This is a genomic window from Mycobacterium attenuatum, from assembly GCF_900566085.1.
Taxonomy (GTDB): Bacteria; Actinomycetota; Actinomycetes; order Mycobacteriales; family Mycobacteriaceae; genus Mycobacterium; species Mycobacterium attenuatum.
Genome location: NZ_UPHT01000004.1, coordinates 53,284 through 68,201, shown reverse-complemented (window position 1 = coordinate 68,201; position 14,918 = coordinate 53,284). Strand labels below are relative to the sequence as shown.

16 protein-coding genes are annotated in these 14,918 nt (G+C 66.1%); 7 read left to right on the top strand and 9 right to left on the bottom strand.

From position 1 onward, the window contains the following. Positions 1 to 720, bottom strand: a complete 720-nt coding sequence (locus tag EET13_RS00690) for an NUDIX hydrolase (protein ID WP_122440461.1) — start codon at positions 718 to 720, stop codon at positions 1 to 3. Positions 721 to 791: 71 nt separating this feature from the next. On the opposite strand from EET13_RS00690, the gene EET13_RS00685 reads away from it, so the two are divergent. Then, on the top strand, positions 792 to 1,706 hold the full coding sequence (locus EET13_RS00685) for a ribonuclease Z (protein ID WP_122440460.1): 915 nt from the start codon (positions 792 to 794) through the stop codon (positions 1,704 to 1,706). 238 nt (positions 1,707 to 1,944) lie between these two features. After that, positions 1,945 to 2,391: a hypothetical protein gene (locus EET13_RS00680; protein ID WP_122440459.1), complete on the top strand. Its 447-nt coding sequence runs from the start codon at positions 1,945 to 1,947 to the stop codon at positions 2,389 to 2,391. Between the two features lie 23 nt (positions 2,392 to 2,414). Here the strand turns inward: EET13_RS00680 and EET13_RS00675 are convergent, their stop codons facing one another. From EET13_RS00675 to EET13_RS00665, 3 genes are all read right to left on the bottom strand, one after another. Then, positions 2,415 to 3,578 (bottom strand): AAA family ATPase, encoded by a 1,164-nt coding sequence (locus EET13_RS00675; protein ID WP_122440458.1) that lies wholly within the window; start codon positions 3,576 to 3,578, stop codon positions 2,415 to 2,417. A 130-nt stretch (positions 3,579 to 3,708) separates the two neighbouring features. Beyond that, positions 3,709 to 4,716 (bottom strand): glycoside hydrolase family 6 protein, encoded by a 1,008-nt coding sequence (locus EET13_RS00670; protein WP_122440457.1) that lies wholly within the window; start codon positions 4,714 to 4,716, stop codon positions 3,709 to 3,711. A gap of 185 nt (positions 4,717 to 4,901) precedes the next feature. After that, the gene (locus EET13_RS00665; RefSeq protein ID WP_122440456.1) at positions 4,902 to 5,624 is read right to left on the bottom strand and encodes an NUDIX hydrolase; all 723 of its coding nucleotides are present in this window, start codon (positions 5,622 to 5,624) and stop codon (positions 4,902 to 4,904) included. Positions 5,625 to 5,707: 83 nt separating this feature from the next. Here EET13_RS00665 and EET13_RS00660 point away from each other — a divergent pair, with 83 nt between their 5' ends. From EET13_RS00660 to EET13_RS00650, 3 genes are all read left to right on the top strand, one after another. Beyond that, a complete protein-coding gene (locus EET13_RS00660) occupies positions 5,708 to 6,709 on the top strand; it encodes an SPFH domain-containing protein (protein WP_122440502.1) in 1,002 nt (333 codons plus the stop codon). Then, positions 6,706 to 7,596, top strand: coding sequence for an NAD(+)/NADH kinase (locus tag EET13_RS00655; protein ID WP_122440455.1), 891 nt, complete (start codon positions 6,706 to 6,708; stop codon positions 7,594 to 7,596). Before EET13_RS00660 ends, EET13_RS00655 begins: the two co-directional genes overlap by 4 nt. Before the next feature lie 61 nt (positions 7,597 to 7,657). After that, positions 7,658 to 8,692, top strand: a complete 1,035-nt coding sequence (locus EET13_RS00650) for a zinc-dependent alcohol dehydrogenase (RefSeq protein WP_122440454.1) — start codon at positions 7,658 to 7,660, stop codon at positions 8,690 to 8,692. A gap of 35 nt (positions 8,693 to 8,727) precedes the next feature. Here the strand turns inward: EET13_RS00650 and EET13_RS00645 are convergent, their stop codons facing one another. Together EET13_RS00645 and EET13_RS00635 are read right to left on the bottom strand one after the other, a co-directional pair. Continuing rightward, positions 8,728 to 9,942 carry a cytochrome P450 gene (locus EET13_RS00645; RefSeq protein ID WP_122440453.1) on the bottom strand — a complete coding sequence of 405 codons (1,215 nt, stop codon included), beginning with the start codon at positions 9,940 to 9,942 and terminating at the stop codon, positions 8,728 to 8,730. A gap of 701 nt (positions 9,943 to 10,643) precedes the next feature. Next, the gene (locus tag EET13_RS00635; protein ID WP_122440451.1) at positions 10,644 to 11,120 is read right to left on the bottom strand and encodes a hypothetical protein; all 477 of its coding nucleotides are present in this window, start codon (positions 11,118 to 11,120) and stop codon (positions 10,644 to 10,646) included. Positions 11,121 to 11,427: 307 nt separating this feature from the next. Between EET13_RS00635 and EET13_RS00630 the strand changes: the two genes are divergently transcribed. Together EET13_RS00630 and EET13_RS00625 are read left to right on the top strand one after the other, a co-directional pair. Continuing rightward, the gene (locus EET13_RS00630) at positions 11,428 to 11,730 is read left to right on the top strand and encodes an ArsR/SmtB family transcription factor (protein WP_122440501.1); all 303 of its coding nucleotides are present in this window, start codon (positions 11,428 to 11,430) and stop codon (positions 11,728 to 11,730) included. Next, on the top strand, positions 11,730 to 12,155 hold the full coding sequence (locus tag EET13_RS00625) for a Fur family transcriptional regulator (RefSeq protein WP_122440500.1): 426 nt from the start codon (positions 11,730 to 11,732) through the stop codon (positions 12,153 to 12,155). The genes EET13_RS00630 and EET13_RS00625 overlap by 1 nt, the downstream gene beginning before the upstream one ends. A gap of 58 nt (positions 12,156 to 12,213) precedes the next feature. Here the strand turns inward: EET13_RS00625 and EET13_RS00620 are convergent, their stop codons facing one another. The 3 genes from EET13_RS00620 to mrf are packed head-to-tail and all read right to left on the bottom strand — an operon-like array spanning position 12,214 to position 14,812. Further along, the gene (locus EET13_RS00620; protein ID WP_122440499.1) at positions 12,214 to 13,356 is read right to left on the bottom strand and encodes a GTP-binding protein; all 1,143 of its coding nucleotides are present in this window, start codon (positions 13,354 to 13,356) and stop codon (positions 12,214 to 12,216) included. 2 nt (positions 13,357 to 13,358) lie between these two features. Then, positions 13,359 to 13,613 carry a type B 50S ribosomal protein L31 gene (locus EET13_RS00615; RefSeq protein WP_122440450.1) on the bottom strand — a complete coding sequence of 85 codons (255 nt, stop codon included), beginning with the start codon at positions 13,611 to 13,613 and terminating at the stop codon, positions 13,359 to 13,361. Further along, positions 13,610 to 14,812 (bottom strand): ribosome hibernation factor-recruiting GTPase MRF, encoded by a 1,203-nt coding sequence (gene mrf, locus EET13_RS00610; protein WP_122440449.1) that lies wholly within the window; start codon positions 14,810 to 14,812, stop codon positions 13,610 to 13,612. The genes EET13_RS00615 and mrf overlap by 4 nt, the downstream gene beginning before the upstream one ends. Positions 14,813 to 14,918 lie beyond the last annotated feature (106 nt).

Sequence of the window (14,918 nt, the reverse complement as noted above, 5' to 3'; positions counted from 1 at the left end):
CTATTTCCAGGCGAATACCGGTTGCTCTAACTCGTCGACGGGGTCGTGGCGACCTTCCAGACACAGCCAGCGCAGCTGCAGCAACACCGCGCCAGTGGGCGCGTGAATCAGGTGATCACCCAACGGAATTTGCACCACTGGTCGCGGGCTCTCCGGGATTGCAATGAATCGCGGCGAGTCCTCGCGCTGTAACTGGTGCAGTCCCACCCGGTATACGGCGACCACCTCGTCGGGCTCTGGTCGGGGTTGCAGCCGCCCGCCGCCCCAGATCACCACCGGCGTGATGACATAGCCGGACCGCGTCGGGTAGTCGTCGAGCAGGCCCAGCACGGCCGTGCCCGCCAACCGGATGCCGACCTCTTCGTCGAGTTCCCGCAGCGCGGCATCGATCGCGCTTTCGCCCTGATCCATCCGGCCACCGGGCAGCGCCCACTGCGCGGCATGCGAAGTCAGACGAGATGCCCGGCGGCACAACAGAAAAGCAGCGCCGCCCGAGGCGTGGACCAGACGACTGTCGACGATTGACACGGGCGGCTGCCGGCTGGCGAACTGCTCGCCCACCGGCACCGGAGCCACCCCGTCCTCACCGACCTCGGAGTCGACGAGCACCACGGCGACGGCGGCATGCCGCTTGGTCGGGTCGGTGACCTCGCGGCGGTCGTGATCAGCCAGGTGAGCCTGAATCCGCTCCCGTAACGCATCGTCGTAGCTGATGGTCACGGCTAGACGATAAGGCCAATTCGCCGGATATCACCAGCGACCGACTTCAGCGCGGGTCGTAGTCTCGGACTGTGTCGGTCCGGGAGTTGATTGTGCTCGGTACCTCTAGTCAGGTGCCAACCCGACACCGCAACCACAACGGATACCTGCTGCGCTGGGATGCGGAGCGGCTGCTGTTCGACCCCGGCGAGGGGACCCAGCGGCAAATGCTGCTGGCCGGGGTGCCTCTCACAGCCGTAACACGGCTGTGTCTGACACACTTTCATGGCGACCACTGCCTGGGTGTTCCCGGGGTGGTGCAACGGTTGTCGTTGGACGGGCCCCAACATCGGGTGCACGCCTACTTCCCGGCCTCCGGACGAGAATTCTTCACGCGCCTGCGCCACGCCAGCATTTTCCACGACCGTGCGGACGTGCGCGCGGAGCCGGTCTCCGTAGACGGGCCGGTGGCGACGGGAGCGTTCGGGGTCCTGGAAGCGCGACGGCTCGATCATTCCGTGGACGCGATCGGCTACCGGCTGATCGAGCCCGACGGCCGGAGGTTCGTGCCCGAGCTGCTGGCGCGTTTCGGAATCGCGGGGCCCGCAGTAGGCGAGTTGCACCGGGCCGGGTCGGTCCAAATCGACGGGCACACAGTCGATTTGTCAGAAGTCAGCGAGGCACGCCGGGGCCAGCGATTCGCCTTCGTGATGGACACCCGATTGTGCGACGCGGTCTATGCTCTGGCCGAGGGTGTGGACCTGTTGGTGATCGAGGCGACATTTCTCAGCCAGGATTCGGAGCTGGCCGCACATTACGGACATTTGACCGCACGGCAAGCGGCGCGGGTCGCGGCCGAGTGCGGAGTGCGGCGGCTGGTGCTCACGCATTTCTCTCAGCGATACCCCGACGCCCGAAGTTTTCGCGACGAAGCGGCCGAGGTATTCGACGGCGACCTGATAATCGCCGAGGATCTGGCGCGGATATCGGTCCCCAAACGGCAGTGAGAGCGGCGAGAACGGGAACGCGCGCTGCTGCTTAGCGCGGTGGTCGTGCATCCGATTTCGCCCAGCGAAGAACTTCCGGAGGTTACCTCTCCCAGTCGATCGCTGGCGGTCACGATACGGCTGGCAACGTCGGGGGACACCGGTAGACCGCATGCGTACCGGAAACCATGGACGGCGCCGGTTGATGCTGATCGGTGTGTAGGTCGAACTCCACCGCGCTGGCTGAGAAGATGTGTGCATGGCAATTCCATGGGAGGCGACGGTGACCGCCGATGCCGACAGCATTGTGGGTTCGTTGGCCTCGACGGACAGCGTTGCGGTCGCGGGCTCCGTCGCGACCGCGGGCAGCGTTGCCGTCGCCGGGTCGGCGGCGACGGCGGGCAGTGTTGCAGTGGCAGGTTCGGTCGCGACCGCGGGCAGCATCGCCGTCGCCGGGTCGACGGCGATCGCGGGCAGCATTGCGGTGATTGCCAGCGCGCTGAGCGTGTTGTGCGTAGGTGTCCGCGAATGCGTGGCATGCCTGGCGTGCATCGCCTGCGCCCGGTGCGTGGCCTGTATCGGCTGTGTGCGTTGCACCGACTGTGTCGGCTGCATCGGCTGTGTGAATTGCTCTGGCCTACGTAACGTCAAGGGCGCCAGAAACATTCACGCCAACACAGGAGCGTCGGGGGCTACCGGCCGGTAGAACGCACGTCTCAACGGGTAAACCTAGCGTGGTGGCCAATGCCATGGCGGTCGGTCGAGCAGGCGCTGGCCCGCAATACGCGTCTCTCCGAATTCTTTGGTCAGACGCACGGTGTGTACCTCTGCGGCCTGTTGCAGGGTCGCGACCAGGGGCTCGGAGTGGGTCACGACGATGATTTGGCTGTTCTGGGCTGCCGTGGCGATCAACGCTGCCAGAGCGGGCAACAACTCGGGATGCAAGCTGGTCTCGGGTTCGTTGAGCACGAGCATTTGGGGTGGACGAGGCGTCAGCAGAGCCGCGGCCCACAGCAGATATCGCAGGGTGCCGTCAGACAACTCGGTCGCGCCCAATGGCCGCAGCATTCCAGGCTGATGCAGCACGAGTTCGAAGCGCCCACCGGTGCTGCGGATATCGACGCTGCTACCCGGAAACGCTCGTTCGATGGCTGCACTGAGTGCTCCGTCGTCGCCGATCTCGCGAATCGTTTGCAAAGCCGCGGCCAGGTCAGCGCCGTCGTGACCCAATACCGTTGTGCGCGTGCCAATTCGGGGCTGGCGCGCCGGCGCGTCGGCGTCGGTGCGCAGATGATCGTAAAAGCGCCAGTTGCGCATCCGCTCCCGCAGCTGCATCAGCTCGGGTGCTCGCACCGGATCCGCCAGCTCGCTGAGCATCGAGTCGAAAGGTCGCAGCACGTCGGCAATCACATGCCAGCCACCGTCCCCGTCGCACACCCGGGCGGTCGGGCCACCGCGCTGCGCTATCACCGTGGCGGGGCGCCATACCGGACCGACCCACAGCGCCTCGACCTTGACCTCCGGATCGAGCCCGAACGCCGTACAGCTGGCAATGGGCAGCCCGAGGTCCAGGGCATAGCCGAAATCGTCGCCGGCAAAGCCCAGTTTCAGGCTGACCGACTCCGCGCGCACCGTCCCCTGTATCTGATGACGCCCCTGTCGCACTGACTTACCAATCACTGCCGGGCCGGCCCATATCGTCGAGCTCAATCCGCCCTCGCGAGCCAGCGCGGCCACTGCGCCGTTGCGGGCCGAATCGGCGAGCAGCCGCAAAGCCCGATACAGGTTGGACTTTCCACTGCCGTTGGGACCGGTGACGACGGTGAGCTGACCCAGGGAAACCACTACCTGGCGCAACGAACGGTAATTCTCCACCGCAACCGTAGCCAGCACCTGGCCACGCTAATCCAACGCCGATGCCCTCGCGCCAATGGGCCGCTGTTACGCGCTCACGGGACCCGGCTGGTCAGGCGCCGACCGCGTGCGAGCGGCCTCGTGACGGGCGGGTCAACGCGTGTGGGTCCTATTGGCCCGCGTTTTGGGCCAGATCGATGGCGTACTGGCTCACGAAATGACCCGCCGAGGGGCCCCCGTTGCACGATCCGTCGGATTCGCCGGGACGTTTGATCCACAGATAGGCGTCGGCATGCGCGCCCGCAGTAGCCGTGGTGGGCGGGGTGCCCAACGCGCGACCGCCGGGGTTGCACCAGCTCAGCGCGGAGTCGGGCGCAGGGCCGGCGCCGTTGCGCGACGTGTCGATCACGTAGTGCGCACCGTTGGTCATCCCCGAAACCGCCTCGCCGTAACCGGTTTCCTCGTCGGTACTGAAGAAGTTCGAGACATTGAGGCTGAAACCCCGCGCGTGGCCCACACCGGCCTGGTTGAGCCTGGCGGCGATCTCCTCGGCGCTCAACCAGCGCGAGTGTCCGCCGTCGACATAGACGGCGGCGGCCGGATCGCGGGTCAGCGTGTCCACTGCGTAGCGGATCAGATCGAAGCGTTCCTGGCGCTGGTCGGCCGAAAGGCAATCGGCCATGTCGAGCGCGTCGGGTTCGACGATGATCGCCGCAGGCGAGCCGCCCAGGCCGGAGGCGATACTGTCGATCCACTGGCGGTAGTCCGCCCCTGACGCGAACCCGCCGGATGCGTAACTACCGCAGTCGCGATGCGGAATCCCGTACAGCGCAAAAATCGGCATGCTGCCGGCTGCCTGCGCCGCGCCGCTGTAGGCCGCGACCCTCCCCCCAACCGACCCAGCAGGAAATGCCTGGTCAAGCCAGTATGCCTGCGGGGTGTTGGCGATGGCGGCCAGCTGCGGACTTGGCGGATTGGCGCTACGCGCGGCGCCCATGGCCGCCGACGCCGGGTCCACGTAGAAGGGTTGTCCCGCCAGCGGGTTTCCCGCATCAGCCAGACGCACCTCGCGGGCAGCACCAACATGCGCGGAACCAGCAGAAACCAGGCCGGCAACGGTCGCAACCGCTAGAAAAGGGGTGATCCACCGAGCTACAGCACCAGCTGCTATTGACATCACGCCAGTAAAATAGTGCCGCCATGTGAGAAACGCCAATCCTGGACGACAGGTCTGCGCGCGTTAGCGGGCAACCGGCAGCCCTTCCCCTGGCGCGAAAACGACACCGGCGCGTGCTCCACGGCAGATTCGAATTCGAAGTCGCGGCGCGTCATCAACCGGGCTTGCTGTCGCCCCGGCGATGCTCAGCCGCCCGCGCCGCGTTCAGGGATACTGGCACGCGTCATCGGGGGGTGCAGAAATCGCAGTTCGCCCGGCCGATAGAGCTGCGCCGGACGGCCGCCGTCACGGGTCGTAGTTCGCCCGGTAGGAATTAGAAATCCTTCGGTTCCGGTGACCTTGCGATGAAAGTTCCGGCTGTCCAACGCCGTGCCCCAGACGATTTCGTACACCCGGCGCAGTTCGGCAACGGTGAATTCGGCCGCGCAGAAGGTGGTCGCCAGCGGGGTGTACTCGAGCTTTGCGCGTGCGCGTTCCACGCCGTCGGCCAGGATCTGGCGGTGATCGAATGCGAGCCGGGCCGTCATCAGTTCCGATACCGGTGCCCAGCGTGCACCGGCAGCATCGCCGCCCGCGGCCGGCAGCGGAAGATCTGGCGCCAGGCCCAAATACGCGACCGTGATCACCCGCATGCGCGGATCACGTTGCGGCGCACCATAGCTGGCCAGCTGCTCCAGGTGTAGCCGATCGACCGGCACACCGGTCTCCTCCATCAGTTCACGGGCGGCAGCCTCGTCAAGGTCCTCGCCGGGGCGAACGAATCCGCCAGGTAGTGCCCAGCGGCCGGCATAGGGCGGTTGCCCGCGGCGGACCACCAACGCACACAACGAGTCGTCACGGATCGTCAAGGCCACGAGGTCGACGGTCACCGCCACCGCTGGATAGTCGTTCAGCTCGTCACGCGGCACCAATGCAGATTAATCGTCGGATTGACGGAAAGCGCTTCCCCCCTTATCGGCACCAAGACGATAATCCGAAGGAGGTGGCCGCCATGGCCGTCATCAACCACTATCCACTGCTACGTCACCTGCGCGTCGAACCGACCGCGCACATCCGGGCGCTGCGCCGGGGCAAGCTTGTGCACGACGGGCCCGGACTGGCGTTCTGGTTTCTGCCGCTCACCGCGGCCCTGTCAGAGATCCCGCTCGACGACCGCGAACTGCCGCTGCTGTTCCACGCCAGGACGGCCGATTTCCAGGATGTGGCCGTCCAGGCCACCGTGACTTACCGCATCGTCGACCCGGCGCTGGCCGCGCAGCGTATCGACTTTTCCATCGACACCAACACCGGCTACTGGCGTGCGGCCCCGCTGGAGCAGGTGGCCGGAATGCTCACCCAATCCGCTCAGCAGCACGGGCTCGACCTGCTGGCGCGCACCATGTTGGCCACGGCGCTGGTGGACGGAATCAGCGCGGTACGCGACCGCATGGCTCAGGGGCTCGCCACCGACACCCGACTCACCGAAACCGGCATCGCGGTAATCGGCGTTCGCGTGGTGGCAATTCGCCCCGAGCCGGAGGTGGAACGCGCCCTGCAGACCCCGGCCCGCGAACAGGTCCAGCAAGAGGCGGACCGCGCCACATTCGAGCGCCGGGCACTGGCCGTGGAACGGGAACGCGCCATCGGCGAGAACGAACTGCAAACCAAGATCGAACTGGCGCGCCGCGAAGAGGAGCTGGTGGCCCAAAACGGCGCCAACGAGCGGTTGAAAACTCAGGAATCCTGGGCAGCTGACGCGATCGCCACCCAAGCGCAGGCTCGCCGCGAAGTCCAGCTGGCCGAGGCTAGGGCACAAGCCACTCGGCTGGTCGGCGACGCCGAGGCGGCCGCCGAGTCCGCGCGGCTGACCGCCTATCGCGACCTGTCTGAGGCCACCTTGCTGGGCCTGGCGGTCAAGGAACTGGCGGCCAACCTGCCCAAGATCGAGCACTTGGTGTTGACGCCGGATCTGCTAGCACCGGTGCTGGCCCGACTGGGGGCCGGTGGGCAATGACGCTTCCACCCAGGGCGGTGGTGGTGCATCGGCGCACCGAACTCGACGATGCCCTGGCCCGGCACGGTACCCACGGGCAGGCGGCGTTCTTCCTGTCCAGCCGCGGGCGCAGCATCGACGAACTCGAGATCCGGCACGACCGCACCCAATCGGCCCTGACCTCCGTCGCCGCCGCGATTCCGACGGACTGGCGACGTGGCCGGGTCGAGCGGGCCGACCTTCCCAGATTCCTGTTCGAGCCCGGCGACGTCGTGATCGTGGTGGGGCAGGACGGGCTCGTGGCCAACACCGCCAAATACCTTGATGGTCAGCCGGTGATCGGCGTCGATCCGGAACCGGATCGCAACGCCGGGGTCCTGGTGCGGCACGCCCCCGGCCATGCCGGTGCGCTGATCCGGGCCGCGGGGCAGGGCGGCACCGATGTGGAGCCGCGCACCATGGTCGAGGCAGTGACCGATGACGGGCAGCAACTACTGGCCGTCAACGAGATCTTCGTCGGCCATGCCAGCCATCAAACCGCCCACTACACGCTCGCCTTGTCTGACGGCCGTGCCGAACGGCAGGCGTCGTCCGGGGTGATCGTCTCCACTGGAACCGGCGCAACCGGATGGTGTCGCTCGATATGGGAACAACGCGACAGCAGTCTCGTGTTGCCGGGACCGACCGAACCGCGGCTGGCGTGGTTTGTGCGCGAGGCCTGGCCGTCGCCCGCCACGGGAACATCCCTGGTTGAGGGGGACCTGTCCGCCGCGATGCTGACGCTCGATGTGGAGTCGGATCGGCTCGTGGCGTTCGGCGACGGCATCGAAAGCGATGCGTTGGCCATGTCCTGGGGTCAGCGGCTGACGCTGCGACTGGCCGCGCGGCAGCTGCGGCTCGTGCGTTGAATGTCCTCGGTGCGCGGCGGAGCTTGCCCGGCAACGCCGTTGCGCATAATCTCGCTGCCACATGACCTCGGTGCCATTGATTCCCACCACCCGGCAAGTTCGCGTCCATTCGCCCGGGACGGTGTCGCTGGATCGCGTGGAGCTGCCGCCCTGCGGTCCGCGCGACGCCCTCGTCGAGGTGCACGCCTGCGGCATCTGCGGCAGTGACCTCACCTACATCCGCCTGGGCGGACTGGCCGGACCGGGCGGGGGTCCCATGCCACTCGGGCACGAGTTCTCCGGGGTGGTACGGGCGGTCGGGGCCGAGGTCGCCGGGGTGGAACCTGGCCAGCGGGTCGTGGTCCATCCCGGCAACGACGTATCGGGTCGGATCGGCGGGGGCTGTTCCGCCGGTGGCCTGGCTGAAGTGGTGCTGGTCCGGGAAGCAGCCGCCGGAGAGCGGCTCATCGGGGTGCCCGACGGCATGCCGATGGACGTCGCGGCCCTGGCCGAGCCGGTCGCGGTGGGGATGCACGCCGCCCAGCAGGCCGATGTCGCACCTGGCGACACTGTGGCGGTGTTCGGTTGCGGCCCAATCGGTTTAGCCGCAATCGCCGCCCTTGCCGACCGCGGACTGAGCCAGATCGTCGGGGTCGATCCCTCGGCGCGGCGGCGACGGCTCGCCGAAACCCTCGGCGCCTCGGCGTCGATCGACCCGCACCAGGCCAGGGTGTGGCGCGAACTTCGGCATCTGCACGGAGTCCGGTCATTGGGTTACGGCCACGCACCGGCCACTGACGCGTTCATCGAGGCGTCCGGGTCAGATGTGGTGCTCACCGACATCATCGACCGGGCCGGTCCCGGCGCACGGATCAGCGTGGTGGCCCTGCACTACACGCCGGTACCGGTCAGTTTTCTCAATGTCTTGATGAAGGAATTGACCATCCGCGGCTCGATGGAGTATCCGGACCGCTTCGCCGATGCCGTCGACCTGCTGGCTCGCCGGGATCTCTCGGCACTGATCACCCACCGATTCCCGCTCGGCGGCATCGACGCGGCACTCGAGTTGCTCACCAGTAGCCGCGAATGCGGCAAGGTCATGATGACCGTTTCTTGACGCGCGGCGGCAGCAGCACACGCCGCCCACCGACGTTAGCGCAAGGTCAACCGAAGGGACTCCCGCCGGCGCGCGAGCACGCTGGGCAACCATGGACCGACGTCGGCGGTCTCAATCCATCCGGTGCGTTCCAGGAGCATTCGCAGCACGGTCGTGGCTTCCAGTCGCGCCAGCGGCGCCCCCAGGCAGAAGTGGATGCCCTTGCCAAAGCTCATGTGCCCCTTGCTGATCGGACGGTCCAGCCGAAATTCGTCCGGGGCCTCGAAATGAGCCGGGTCGCGGTTGGCGGCCCCCCACAACAGCAGCACCCGGGCGTCCTTGGGCAACGTGGTACCCGCTAGTGCGGTGTCACCCAGGACATGGCGATAGTGCGCGCGGAATGGCGGTTCCAGGCGCAGTGTCTCCTCGATGAACACCCCGAGCAGATCCGGCCGGTCACGGAGCTGCCGCTGCAGCGTGGCGTCGGCGGCCAGGATCGCCACCGCGGTGCCCAGCAGCGATGCTGTCGACTCCCCGCCGGCGCTGAACAGTGAAATGAGGATCAGCTGGGCGGTGGAGCGGTCGAGCTCGCCGGCCGCACAGGCCGTCGCTAACGCACCCAGCAGGTCGTCGCGCGGGCTGGTTGCCGCCAACCGCAGCCGGGATGCGATATAGGCGCTCAGCTCGCCGATGGCGGCCATCGACGCCGCCAGCTCGCCGGCCGACATCAGTCCGTCGAGTAGTTGAGTGCTGGCATATCCCCATCGCGCCAGCTGGTCTGCGTCGGCTCCGGGGACACCAATCAGGTCGGCGACGACGATCATCGGCAACCGGTTGGCGACGGCGTCCATCCATTCGACACTGCCGTCGTCCGCTACCGCAGCCCAGAGATTCTTGAAAACGTTCTTGATCAGCGGCTCCAGCGCCCGCACCCGCTTGGCGGTGAACTGGCCCAACATCAACTTGCGGTGTGCGGCGTGAGCCGGGTCGTCGGCGGTGACCAGGATGTGGGTGGGGCCGCCCACGCCGTCCATCGGGAATGCGTCGACCCCGCCCTCGGGGGTAAAGGTCATGGTCGCAGTCAGATTCGACGAGAAGACCTCGGGCCGGTTCACGACGTCGGTGATTGCCTGCCAACTGCTGGCGAGGTAGAACTCCGAATCTCCGACACGATGAACGCCACCCTCACTCCGCAGCCGCGCATACAGCGGGTACGGATCCTGGATGGCCGTATCACCGAAGAACTCGGCCGGGTCGATTGTGGCGGTCATTTCGTGGACCGTACCAACAGCTCGTCCGGGTCGTCAGAACCTTACGGGTAACGGCTGAGCAGCCGCCATCCTGGCGGGCGGACACGACGGCGCATTCAGCTTGAACGCCGACGACCAGTGGGTGCGAGAACACCCCGATGTGAGGGGCGGTGAGGCGTGGGTCGACCACGACCGTGACGAGTTGACGAAGCGTTGACAACGGCGCGCCAGGGGCAATTTTGGGCCACAAACATCGGAGTCGACGTGCATGTCATTTCCTCGACCGTCTACAACGACATCTCCGGTGAATCAACGATCATCGTTGTGCCGATATCCGACCACGACCCCGATATCGGTTCGGTGTGCCATTGGACGCCGGTGCGCGGATGGCCCCTAGCTTGGTCGCCAACTTGCGGAAGACCGCTCTCAATGAATTTCGCCGACAGCGTGCTCTTCAGGATTCTCGCGACACCGGATTGGTAGCCGGCAAGCATTGTCGTTTTCGCACGCTCGCGGCACAACCGCAGTCAAACTTGCGACCTGCAGTGCGCCTGTGTTGTAGGTTCTCAAATTCCGTTTTATATCGCGGTCTTCTGACCTGCGCTTCTCCAGTTTGTCCCACGCCGTTTCACAAGCGGTTTGTCTCAATCGCAGTTTCATTTCCTAATGGGAATCGCGATCACCACAACCTAGGGGGTGTAGGCACCCGCCGGCATGTGAAATCACCTCGGCGTCGCCGCTGCTGGAAGACAGTGCTGTCTGCGTTGCTTTGCCAGGCCGAACGCTGTGATCGTCTCGAGGAGTTGGAAAAGATCGGGCCGCCGGCGGATTTGTACGCCAGGCAATACAAGCCACAGTTCGGGGGCATCGGCCCGCGGCACGCACTGCAGCCGCAGGGACCGCACCGGTTCGAGGAATACGGGCGTCCTCGACGCGAAGCCGCCCGCATGCTGCTGGAGGATCCGGGCTTGCAATCGTCTGCCGTCGGTGCGGCGGACCACCATCGTCGACGGGGTCTTGGTGACGTCGATGATTCCGGTCGCAGGCGCGCCGGCGGTACCCACTTGTATGACGTCGTCCAAGAGCGGAACGCTGAGCAAGACAGTCCCGGTGCGCATCTCGGAGAGCGAACGTGCGACTCGCGCGGGCACGCCGATCAATACGTGTGACCCATGGCCGACGTCAGCGGTGTATCCCATGGTTCTCCCCACCAAGTCGAGCGCCAGCGTGGTCGCCAGCGCAAAACACTACTGGTAATGGCAATCGTTTTCAGGTTACCAATCGCGGCCGCCCGGTAGGGATCCGGTTCCAAGGGAACCGATTGCGGGGCGGCACGGCGCATTGACATGCGCGACTGTGCATGAAACAGTTCTGCCCGAAGTTGGAAATCGTTTTCGTTTGAGCTCGGGTTCCCGTTGCTTGGTGATAACCCTGGGAGGACGCTTGAAGTCCGGCATTTCCGACGCCGAGCTATCGGCGTTGGACCCCGATCGTCAGTGGCATCCGATGCCGTCCGTCATGCCGACGGATCACGTACTCAGGACCTCCAGTGCTCTGCTGCGCGCCCTCTCAGCACCGGTGCGAATCGCCATCGTCGTGCTGTTGTGCGAGTCACCCCGGTGTGTCCACGAGCTGGTCGGCAACCTTGGTCTTCCACAGCCCCTGGTCAGCCAGCACTTGCGGGTGCTGAAGGCAGCCGGCGTGGTGGCGGGCGATCGCGTCGGGCGCGAAGTGCGTTATCGCCTGGTCGACAAGCATCTTGCGGATATCGTCGTGGCCGCAGTCGCGCACTCGACAGAGGCCCGGTGATGGGCGCCGGCGCCGACTACGGCCCGCCGAGTATTCCTGGCACCCGGGCGACACGACAGGGTGCGGCGGTCTGGGATCTGCTGGAGAACCTCGACGAGTTCCGTTCGGCTCAGGAACTTCACGACGAACTGCGCCGCCGAGGCGAAGGCATCGGACTGACCACGGTGTACCGCAGGTTGCAGTCCATGGCCGCCTCCGGCCTTGTCGACACGCTCCGAACGGAGAACGGCGAGTCCGTTTATCGACGGTGCTCGCAACAGCATCATCACCATCTGGTGTGCCGGCAATGCGGCGCGACGGTCGAAGTGCAGGGCGCCAAAGTCGAGGCATGGGCCGCCGAAGTCGCGCGTGAAAACGGATTCTCCGACATCAGCCACACGATCGAGATCTTCGGGCTTTGCGCCGAGTGCTCGGCAGGGAAATGATGCTGGAACAACGCATTTGACGCCCGGCGGGGCGGGCGGTGACGTGCGCCTGTCGGGGTCAGTGGGTGTGGACGATCGCCCACGCGGGCAGCGGATCTCGGTAGCCGAGCCACTCCTGTTCTCCTGCTGCATATTCGTCGTCGTCAAGCAACGCTGAGCGGAGCAACTGCCGCACCCTTTCGCGGTCGAGACGAATCCCGATGAACACGATTTCCTGTCCTGGCTCCAGCTCTGTCGTCGACCAGTACTGGGCCGGCTCGAACACCAGGTTCGGCCCGGCTTGTGACCAGATCGCGGCGATGTCCGGACGGCTGGCGATCCAGCAGAAACCTTTGCTGCGCAACAGGCCTCGCACCTCGTCGAGGACATCGGCCAGCCGCTGCGGATGGAACGGGCGGTCGGCTCGAAACGTCATGCTGCTGATGCCGTACTCCTCGGTCTCCGGAATGTGGCCCCCAGCGATCTCCTCGTCCCAGCCGGGTGTCTGCTCGGCGGCCAACGGATTGAACTTCCCGGTGTCGAGAACCTCGGCGAGGTCCACCTCGCCGCGTACCGTGCGCAGCAGCTTCGCCGTCGGGTTGAGCCGGCGCAGCATCGTCTCCACGGTGCCGAGGGCTTGCTCGCTGACCAGGTCGGTCTTGTTGAGCAGCAGCACGTCGGCGAATTCCACCTGGTCTACCAGCAGATCGGCGATGCTGCGGGAGTCACCGTCGGCGGCGGCCAGCTCACGTTCGGCCAACGCCTCACCTCTGGCCAATTCGGGCAAGAAGGTGGACGCGTCCACCAAGGTCACCATGGTGTCGAGGGTGGCGACGTCGCCCAGACTGGAGCCGTCCTCGAACTCCCAGCCGAAGGTCGCCGCAACTGGCATCGGCTCCGAGATCCCGGTGGATTCGATGACCAGATGATCGAATCGGCCCTGCCGGGCCAACCGACCCACCGCTTCGATGAGGTCTTCCCGCAGGGTGCAGCAGATGCACCCATTGGTCAGCTCGACCAGTTTCTCCTCGGTCCGGTCGAGGTGGCCCTGTCCGGCAATGAGAGCGGCGTCGATGTTCACCTCGCTCATGTCGTTGACGATGACCGCGACCCGGCGACCATCGCGGTTGGCCAGGATGTGGTTGAGCAGGGTGGTCTTGCCCGCGCCAAGGAAGCCGGACAACACCGTGACCGGCAGCTTCTCCGGTGTGGTGGCTGGCATGATCACCGCTTCCCGTAGCGGCGCCGGAACTTCTCGACCTGTCCGGCCGCGTCGAGCACGCGGTGGGTGCCCGTCCAGAACGGATGGGAGTCCGCCGTCACGTCCACCACGACCAGCGGGTAGGTGCGGATGCCCTCCGGCGTTTCCCAGTCGATGGTGCGTGCGCTGGTGATCGTCGATCGGGTCAGGAACGCCTTGCCCGTGCCGGCGTCCTGAAACACGACGGGGTGATAGTCGGGGTGGATGCCCGGTTTCATCGTTCCTCTTCTCTGTGGTGGTTGGGTCGCGCGGTGAGTTCATCGCGGACGTCGGGCAACTCCTCGCCGGGATCGGCGTGCCCATCCCCGAACGGGTCGGGGTACCGCGACCAGTCACCGGGCCGGGCCAATTCGCGATCGGTGAGGAGCGCGCCCCGTAAGGCGCCGTCGATCTCGGCCGGCTGGGCACCGCAGACCAGCACCACCATGGATATGTGCCGGTCGCCGAATCGGTCATCCCACCCCATCGCCGCCAGTGCGCGTCGCTCGGGGTCGATGCGGGCCCGCTCATTGGGTTCCATTGCCGCCAGCCATTTTCCGGCGTTCTCGACGAGGACACCGCCGCCGGCTGACTCGATCCACATGACGTCGTCGAGCCTGTTGGCGACGAACACCCGGCCTCGAGTCCTGACCACTCCGTCGAGGAGCATGTCGATGGCGGCGTGCAGGCGCTGCGGATGAAAGGGCCGTCGTGCGGTGAACTCCAGCAGCGTGATCTCGCCGGCGGGATCCAACGGTGGTTGGCCGGCCAGCAACGGGTCGTGCGGGTCGCGTCGCCGACCGCGCCGCGTGTGCGGGTCGAGATGCGCCAGTGCCTGCTCGACCCGGTCCACACCCACGGTGATGCGGGCCAGTGGTGCCAGCCGCCGCAGAACCGACAGCGTGGCGGCATCGGGCTGGCTCAAGACCAGCACATCGGCGAACTCCGCCTGCCCCACGACCACCTGGGCGAGAGTCCGGCCATCGTCGAGTTCGTCGGAACCGACCGCCTGCTTGAGCCAATTGCCAGGGTCAACCGTGGTGAGCACCGCGTCGACGCCCACGTCACCTCCGGCCGGGCCGTCGATGTAGCCGGGTCCGACGTGAACCTGAACCTCGTTGATCGCCACACAAAGGGGTTCGGGTTCGGACCACGGTGCCAGCAGCACCGCGATGCGGGTCACGTCAGCGCGGCGGTGGAGCCTACGCAGAAGTATCAGTAGATCGTTGCGAGTCGTGCAGCAGATGCAGCCATTGGTCAACTCCAACGGCCATTCACTGGTCGACAACTCATCGTCGCGCATGATGCTGACCCAGCGCCGCACCACCTGCCCGTCGTATTCGTGCCCGACGATCGCCGTGCCCGGGGTGGCCATCAGCGTGCCCGCCACTCGGTCGGTGTCGCCCTGGCCGGCGACGAGGACTACTGGTGTGCGCATTTCCCGCCTTCTAATGGGAACGATTTTCATCTAGTTGTCGGCTACGGTACCCTGCTTCAGGAGACTTGTCGAAAACGATTGTCATTTGTCTTAACGTGAAGGAGGC